5 protein-coding genes are annotated in these 8,655 nt (G+C 51.8%); 4 read left to right on the forward strand and 1 reads right to left on the reverse strand.

The window, feature by feature from the left end:
- Window positions 1-371 precede the first annotated feature (371 nt).
- Window positions 372-3,809 carry a bifunctional proline dehydrogenase/L-glutamate gamma-semialdehyde dehydrogenase gene (locus EV202_RS04485; protein ID WP_165899392.1) on the forward strand — a complete coding sequence of 1,146 codons (3,438 nt, stop codon included), beginning with the start codon at window positions 372-374 and terminating at the stop codon, window positions 3,807-3,809.
- A gap of 184 nt (window positions 3,810-3,993) precedes the next feature.
- Here the strand turns inward: EV202_RS04485 and miaB are convergent, their stop codons facing one another.
- Window positions 3,994-5,376: a tRNA (N6-isopentenyl adenosine(37)-C2)-methylthiotransferase MiaB gene (miaB, locus tag EV202_RS04490; RefSeq protein WP_131925739.1), complete on the reverse strand. Its 1,383-nt coding sequence runs from the start codon at window positions 5,374-5,376 to the stop codon at window positions 3,994-3,996.
- A gap of 762 nt (window positions 5,377-6,138) precedes the next feature.
- Between miaB and EV202_RS04495 the strand changes: the two genes are divergently transcribed.
- From EV202_RS04495 to EV202_RS04505, 3 genes are all read left to right on the forward strand, one after another.
- Entirely contained in the window at window positions 6,139-6,561 is a 423-nt protein-coding gene (locus tag EV202_RS04495; RefSeq protein WP_131751970.1) for a hypothetical protein, read from the forward strand.
- Between the two features lie 99 nt (window positions 6,562-6,660).
- The gene (locus tag EV202_RS04500; RefSeq protein WP_131925741.1) at window positions 6,661-8,157 is read left to right on the forward strand and encodes an acetyl-CoA hydrolase/transferase family protein; all 1,497 of its coding nucleotides are present in this window, start codon (window positions 6,661-6,663) and stop codon (window positions 8,155-8,157) included.
- Between the two features lie 143 nt (window positions 8,158-8,300).
- Window positions 8,301-8,655 (forward strand): DUF4372 domain-containing protein (locus tag EV202_RS04505; RefSeq protein ID WP_131925743.1); only part of this gene is annotated, 355 nt, incomplete at its 3' end.

Consider the following 8,655-nt stretch of genomic DNA (forward strand, 5'->3'; position numbering starts at 1 on the left):
ATTCATACTTATGAATCAGGAACATCTCTTCGACCGATTTTCCCAGCAGGCCCTCCAGACCTTGCACAGGTATCGTGCGGTGATGTTCAGCCCTCCCTCCTATTACTAAAGGTATGCCACGGCGGATTCTCCCCCCCCCCCAAAAAAAAGAACAGACATCTGAGTCCAGGCATTTCCTCACTATGCTATACCCCATAAGAGATATGACTTCATTAACAAAAAAACCAATGAGAATGTGTCAGACTTAAAAGCCTTTGCATCATGAATCAGGCATGGGCCACGTGTATCATAAACATGGTTCTTGCGAAACCCGCGCCTAAAAGAAGAAATATCGGTGTCTTGACATATCCTCATGAAACATTGGAAACAATATGGATACCACCAGACCAACCATAGCCGAAGTACAAGAATGGGTACTGAAGCTTTATGACACGTGCGAACAAACCATTACCGACGAAGAGCGTAAGGAACAGCATAAATACGCCGTCATGGTGCAACGTCCGCAAGACAAACGCTTTTTGGTGAAAATGCTGGACGAATCGTCGCAAATACGCGACCGCAAGAAACTGGCGGCACGCATCAAAACGTTGATAGACCGCTACGGCATCCCTCAATTCCTGAATAAACGAGACGCTTTCCTCTTCAAGATGTACCAAACCTTCGGGCATCATTTCGACTTCATTGCCATACCTATTATAAAGAAGCGCCTTCGCATGGATACTTCCAAAGTCATCTTGGACGAAGCGCGGCCCAAGTTGACGGAACATCTGGCCGAACGGTTCAAGCAGAAGATAGGGCAGAACGTCAACCTGCTGGGCGAGGTAGTATTGGGCAACGGAGAGGCCGACCACCGCTACAACCACTATCTGGAAGCATTGGAAGCACCCGACATCAACTATATTTCCGTCAAGATATCCGGCATTTATGCGCAGACCCATGCGCTGAACTATGAAGAAAGCTTCCCCGAACTGGTAAACCGTATGTCCGCACTCTACCGGAAGGCAATGGAATTTCCTTATACGGACGAAAACGGGGTGAAGCGTTTCAAGTTCGTCAACCTCGACATGGAAGAATACAAAGACGCGCACTTCACCCTCAGGCTCTTCAAGGAGGTACTCGGCAAACCCGAATTCAAGAACTATTCGGCAGGTATCGTCGTACAAGCTTATCTGCCCGATGCCTACGACTTCCAGACCGAACTGCTGGAGTTTGCCAAAGCACGTGCGGCAGAGGGTGGCGCGCCGTTGAAGATGCGTCTGGTGAAGGGCTGCAACCTCGAAATGGAGACCGTCGTCTCCTCTTTGCGCGGCTGGCCCAACCCGATACGTACCAGCAAGACGGAGGTGGATGCCAACTACCTGCACCTGCTGGAGCGTGCCCTGCAACCCGAAAACGCCAAAGCGATCCATTTAGGAGTGGCCTCACACAACTTGTTCACCATCGCATACGCCTACCTGCTCAGCCGGAAGTCGGGAAGTTCGGAATACATGACATTCGAAATGCTGGAAGGAATGGCCGACCATGTATGGCGGGCACAGTCCATACTTGGCAACCATGTCATACTCTACGCCCCCGTGGTGAAGGACGAGCACTTCCTGAATGCCGTCTCCTATCTGGTGCGCCGTATGGACGAGAACACCGCTCCCGATAACTTCCTGACCCATTCCTTCAACCTGAAACCGGGAACCGATACATGGAACTTCCTGCAAAAGCAGTTTGAAGACGCATACCGCATGAAAGATACCCTCACCCACATGCCCACGCGCACACAAAACCGCCTGAAAGCCTATGCGCCTGTTCCGCCTTCCGATACGATGAAGAACGAACCGGACACGGATTTCGATCTGCTCCAAAATCAGGAATGGGTGCGGAACATCTTTGCCAAATGGAAGAAGTCGCCCGACGATACACCCGAAATCATACCTCTTCAGATAGGTGCCGAGACGGTGGTGTGCGAAAAGCGCCATCGGTACATGGACCGTTGTCAGGATGACGAGGTGTGCGTTTGCGAAATGTCGCAAGCCAACAGCGAACAGGTAAAGCAGATTATCGACATAGCCGAGAAAGACCCGGCAGGCTGGCGCAACACCACACTGGAGCAACGGCACCGCATCATGTATGATGCCGCCAACCGTCTGGCCGAGATGCGTGGCGACCTGATAGGCTGCATGTGTGCCGTGACCGGCAAGACCGTAGTCGAAGGAGACGTGGAAGTGTCCGAAGGCGTAGACTACGCCCGCTTCTACACCACCTCCATGAAGCCTTTTGCCGCACTGGCCGACGTAGATATTACACCGAAAGGGGTCATACTCGTCATTTCGCCTTGGAACTTCCCCTGCGCCATTCCCATCGGCGGAATCGTGGCCGCGCTGGCAGGCGGCAACACGGTGATACTGAAACCCGCCACCGTGGCCGCTCCTGTGGCATGGATGTTTGCCAAAGCCTTCTGGGATGCCGGTGTGCCGAAAGAAGCCTTGCAGGTTGTCATCACAGACCGCGAAGCCTTGAATGTGCTCACCACCGCTCCCGCCATCAAGCACATCATCCTGACGGGTGGGCTCGAAACCGCAGAGAAGATTCTCAAGAATGCGCCCGCCAAGCCGCTTTCGGCCGAAACGGGAGGCAAGAATGCCATCATCCTCACTGCTTCCGGCGACCGCGACCATGCCATTATGAACATTGTCACTTCCGCCTTCGGCAATGCCGGACAGAAATGTTCCGCCTGCTCCTTGTTGCTGGTAGAACGCTCGGTGTATGAGGACAAGAATTTCCAAGACAAACTGAAAGACGCCGCCACCAGCATGAAGGTGGGCAGCGTATGGAATCCCGGAAACGTGGTAGGGCCGATGATTACCAATGAGAACGACAAGTTGTATAAAGCCTTGGAACTGGAGCCGGGAGAATCGTGGCTCGTACCGCCCCGCTTCATCGACAAAAAGAAATATATCCTTGCCCCGACGGTGAAATGGGGAGTGACCCCGAAGAGTTACTCGTTCGGGACGGAAATCTTCGCTCCGGTGCTGAGCGTAGTCTGCTTCGACAACCTGCAAGAGGCCATTCGGTCCATCAACAACCTTGAATATGGTCTGACCTCCGGTTTGCAAAGCCTCGACGAGAACGAGCAGGCATTGTGGAAAAACACCATGTGTGCAGGCAACCTTTACATCAACCGAGGCATTACGGGAGCCATTGTGAACCGTCAGCCTTTCGGCGGCATGAAGTTCTCTGCCATCGGCGGCGGACTGAAAGCCGGCGGCCCGAACTATTGCAGCAGTTTCGTGAAGATAACGGACAAACCCGACAGCAATACCGACTACCGGAAGAGCTATGCGGAAGCTTTCGCGAAAGAGTTTGCCCATGCCCGCGACATCAACAACCTCTACGGCGAACAGAATGTGCTCCGCTATCTTCCGGTGGAACGCATGGTACTCCGCCTATTCCCCGGCGACAGCAATGAAGAGGCAAAGATGATTGCCTTTGCCGCCCAAACCTGCCATACTCCGCTCGTCATCAGCTTCGGTGAGGATGACGACCGCACGGCAGCGCTGGCCTCGACCGGATGCCCGCTAAAGAAGGAAGACTTAAAGAGCTTCTACGATTCGTTGGACAATTATTACCGCATACGCACTTGCAGCTCGGATATTCCGGATGATTTCTATAAAGAAGTTTCCGCTATGAACATGTATGTCGCCACAGCTCCTCCGGTGAAGAACGGACGTGTGGAACTGCTTCATTACCTCAAGGAACAAAGCATCACGTTTGAGTATCACCGGTATGGAAGCATCACGGAAGTACCGCCGGTAGAGTGAAGCGGAACCGGATATCAGGAAGGAACGAAGCTTGGAATTCCTTTCCGAGATAAGATTTGAACACAGAGCCACGGAATTTTATGCTTGTCATAAACAAGAAATTCCGTTCCTCTGTGTTCTTTCTGTAAATGATGCCTATGCGTCGTCTGCATCAAAAAAAAATAGTGCTTAAGAATCGGTTCTGTCATCCGTTCCCGGCAAAAACCTCTTCCCCCTTCAGCGTAGCCGAACTGGATTCCGTGATTTTCACCATCACGAAGTCTCCTATCCGGTGCTTGCCACGGTCGAAGACCACTACACGGTTCTGCTCCGTACGCCCGAACAGTTGGTCGCGGCTGCGCTTGCTCACACCCTCTGCCAGCACTTCGTAGGTCTGACCCACACAACGGGCATTGGCTTCGGCTGAAAGACGGTTCTGAAGAGCGATGATTTCGTTCAGACGACGAACTTTCACCTCTTCGGGCACATCGTCGGGCAGGTGCTTGCTGGCATACGTGCCGGGACGCTCGGAATATTTGAACATAAAGGCTGCATCGTATCCGCACTCTTCCATAAGCGAGAGAGAAAGCCGGTGGTCTTCCTCCGTTTCGGAATGGAAACCAGAGAAGATGTCGGTAGACAAACCGCAATCGGGGATGATGCGACGGATGGCGGCCACACGCTCCGAATACCACTCACGGGTATATTTGCGGTTCATCAGTTTCAGGATGCGGCTGCTACCGCTTTGCACCGGCAGGTGTATGTGTCTGCACACGTTGGGCATATCGGCAATGACCTGCAAGGTTTCGTCGCTCATGTCCTTGGGATGCGAGGTGGTGAAACGTACACGCACCCCCGGCGCGGCCTCGGCCACGATGCGAAGCAACGCAGGGAAGCCCACCACCGTTCCGTCGGGTCTTTCAAAACGGTAGGAGTTGACGTTCTGCCCCAGCAGGGTGACTTCCTTATATCCTTTCGCCACGAGATCGGCCACTTCGTTGAGGATGCTCTCCACGTCGCGGCTGCGCTCGCGCCCGCGGGTGTAGGGCACAATGCAATAGGTGCAGAAGTTGTTACAGCCGCGCATAATGGATACGAAACCGGAGATATGGTTTCCGCAGATGCGCGAAGGAATGACGTCCCGGTAGGTTTCGGTGGTAGAAAGCTGCACGTTCATCGCTTTCTCGCCGGCCTCTACCGCCGCAATCAGCTCCGGCAGGGTAAGGTAGGCGTCGGGGCCTACCACCAAATCGACGTGGTGGTTGGTGATGAGGTCGTCTTTCACACGCTCGGCCATACAACCCAGCACGCCGACTATCAGCCCTCGCCTCTTCTTTCTGAGCGAATGGAAAAACTCCAGCCGGTTCAGGATTTTCTGCTCCGCATTGTCGCGTATGGAGCAGGTGTTCATAAACACGGCATCGGCCTCTTCCAGCGTCTCGGCCACGGAATAGCCCGCCATCTGCATGATGGACGCGATTACTTCACTGTCTGCCACATTCATCTGGCAGCCATAGGTTTCGATAAACAATTTCTTGTTTTCATCGGCAGTTGCAGATTTAAAGTCTGCTCCCGTTACTTTTTCCATACTTGTCTTTATCGTTATTGATTTGCAAACTGCTTCTTTCGTGGCTCGAACAGACAGATTTTCAAGCACAAAAGAGTGTGCAAAGATACGTCCTTCCCCGAAAATAAAGAAACGCTTTTCATTTTATTATGCGATTCGCTCCACTTTGCTTCGCGAAAGTCCGTTCAAGCCGTGCGGATATCCGTACGCACGGCGCGAACAGAAATTGATTCAGGCAGAGAACAAGTTTACTCCTTGTCACACACATTTTTCCTCAAACCGGCATTAAACCATCATCTATTCAGCGTTTTTAATTAGTGTTAATTACACAAACTTTTCTACTTTCAATTTGGTATTAAAAGATATTATTCACAAATTTGTGGAATGAAAGAAACATTAGATTTTTTCATAGTTAAGGTTTAGGTTAAAAAAAGGGGAGCTGTGAAGCTCTCCTTTTTATTTATCCGCTCTTGGGTAGTAGTCCCAGCCCACAACTTTAGCAAGATTATGCCCACACTTTAGGAACCGCAACCCCACACTTGATGAGACGTATGCCCGCACTTTAGGAAAGACAAGCCCGCACTTCAGAAAGCATCAGCCCACACCTCAAGGGAGGCCGATCAAGGAAATGCCAAATAGCTAACCGGACTTTTCAAACTGCCTCTTTTTAATGATTACATCCGCCGAAAGCAAAGATAAATTGCACTTCACAGCTAAAAAATAGCCGGATTCGTTTGTTCTACTTTCGGTTTGCATTATCTTTGGGGAAAATAAAAGAGCAATATGGAAGATTTCTTCAAATTCCTGTTAGTTATGTCTGTCATTGTAATCGGAATCGTCAAGCAGTTCAAGAAAGAGGCTCAAAAGAACGCTGACAAGAAACCTGCCATGCCTATGCCCGAGGCAAACTTCCCGTTGCCCGAATATCAGAACGAAGATACCGACAGAGACTTTATCCCCGAGGAACCCGAAACAGAACCGGAATTCATGCACCGGCCGTCTGCAAAACCCAACAAGCAGCCACGCCACAAAAAGCAGCCGTTCCAATCAAAAACTTCTGCTTCGTCGCCCTCTTCCATCAATGCCTCCCCTCCCCCGATATCAGACCCACAGGACTGCGACGACACTTCCGACTTCGGCATCCATTCGGTAGAAGAAGCCAGAAAAGCATTCGTCTGGTCAGAAATACTCCAACGGAAATACTGAACAGCAAACAAAGGGCTATTGAGGTGACTCAGAACCGACCGGCATGAAACCTGCCGGAAAATCCTTGAAAATCTTTACACGAAAAATAACAGTTATATTATGGCACTTAATTACATTTCGGCAGCAGAAGCTGCAAGCCTCATCAAACATGGCTACAACATCGGCTTGAGCGGATTCACACCCGCAGGAACAGCCAAAGCCGTTACGGCAGAATTAGCAAAAATAGCAGAAGAAGAACATGCAAAAGGGAATCCCTTCCAAATAGGCATCTTTACCGGTGCTTCCACGGGAGACTCTTGCGACGGCGTTCTGGCACGTGCCAAAGCCATCCGCTACCGCGCTCCCTACACCACCAATGCCGACTTCCGCAAAGCCGTGAACAACGGCGAGATAGCCTACAACGACATACACCTCTCGCAAATGGCACAAGAAGTACGCTACGGCTTCATGGGCAAAGTGGACATCGCCATCATCGAAGCCTGCGAAGTGACACCCGACGGCAAAATCTACCTGACAGCCGCCGGCGGCATCGCCCCTACCGTATGCCGGTTGGCCGACCGGATTATCGTGGAACTGAATGCCGCCCACAGCAAAAATGCCATGGGGCTGCACGACGTTTACGAACCGCTCGACCCTCCCTATCGCCGCGAAATACCCATCTACAAGCCGAGCGACCGCATCGGACTGCCTTATATTCAGGTTGACCCCGAAAAGATTGTCGGCGTGGTAGAGACCAACTGGCCCGACGAAGCACGTGGCTTTGCCGACGCCGACCCGCTGACGGATAAAATCGGACAGAACGTGGCCGACTTTCTGGCTGCCGACATGAAACGCGGAATCATTCCCTCCACCTTCCTGCCCTTGCAATCGGGTGTGGGCAACATTGCCAACGCCGTGCTGGGTGCATTGGGAAGGGACAAGACCATCCCCGCCTTCGAGATGTACACGGAGGTTATTCAGAACTCCGTTATCGGACTGATTCGCGAAGGCCGTTTGAAGTTCGGCAGCGCCTGTTCGCTGACCGTGACCAACGACTGCCTGGAAGGCATATACAATGATATGGACTTCTTCCGCGACAAGTTGGTTCTCCGTCCGTCGGAGATATCTAACAGCCCCGAAGTGGTGCGTCGCCTGGGAATTATCTCCATCAACACCGCCATCGAAGCCGACCTTTACGGAAACGTGAACTCCACCCACATCAGCGGCACGAAGATGATGAACGGTATCGGAGGTTCGGGCGACTTCACACGCAATGCCTACATCTCCATCTTCACCTGCCCGTCCGTAGCCAAGGAAGGCAAAATCAGCGCCATCGTGCCAATGGTTTCGCATGCCGACCACTCGGAGCACGACGTCAACATCATCATCACCGAACAAGGTGTGGCCGACCTCCGTGGCAAGAGTCCGAAAGAACGTGCACAAGCCATCATCGAGAACTGCGTTCACCCCGACTACAAGAGCATCCTTTGGGATTACCTGAAACTGACCGACGGGAAAGCGCAAACGCCTCATGCCCTGCGTGCCGCACTGGCAATGCATGCCGAACTGGCCAAAAGCGGAGATATGAGGAACGTGGACTGGGCGCAGTATAAATAAACGCCCCTTCCGAATTCGACATATCGGAACCATTGCTGTCCGCTAAAACATTTTCTAGTGTATAAGATTTAGGGCTGGTACTTCGTGAGTGAAGTATCAGCCCTTTTGGTTATCTTTGAGCTGCAAAACAAAAAAGTATAACCATGGGTAAAAGTACACATTTCTTCGGACAGCCGGTGTATGGTCAGTTGATAAAATCGCTTGATCGTGATAAAATTGTTCAAATGAGTCGCACCCAGGGTGGTGAACGCTATGTAAAATCGTTCGACGGTTGGCATCATCTGCTCACAATGCTTTATGCAGTCATTATGCGTTTCGACTCCCTGCGTGAGATAGAGGCTTCCATGCAGGCTGAAGTGCGTAAACTCGGACACATCGGTTTGGAAACAGTTCCCAGACGCAGCACTCTCTCGGACGCCAACGCCCGCCGCTCCGAGACGTTCTTTGAGATGGTCTATCGTGACCTTTACGAGCAAAACAAGACAACCCTTTCCTCGG

Source organism: Prevotella heparinolytica, assembly GCF_004342845.1.
Taxonomy (GTDB): Bacteria; Bacteroidota; Bacteroidia; order Bacteroidales; family Bacteroidaceae; genus Bacteroides; species Bacteroides heparinolyticus.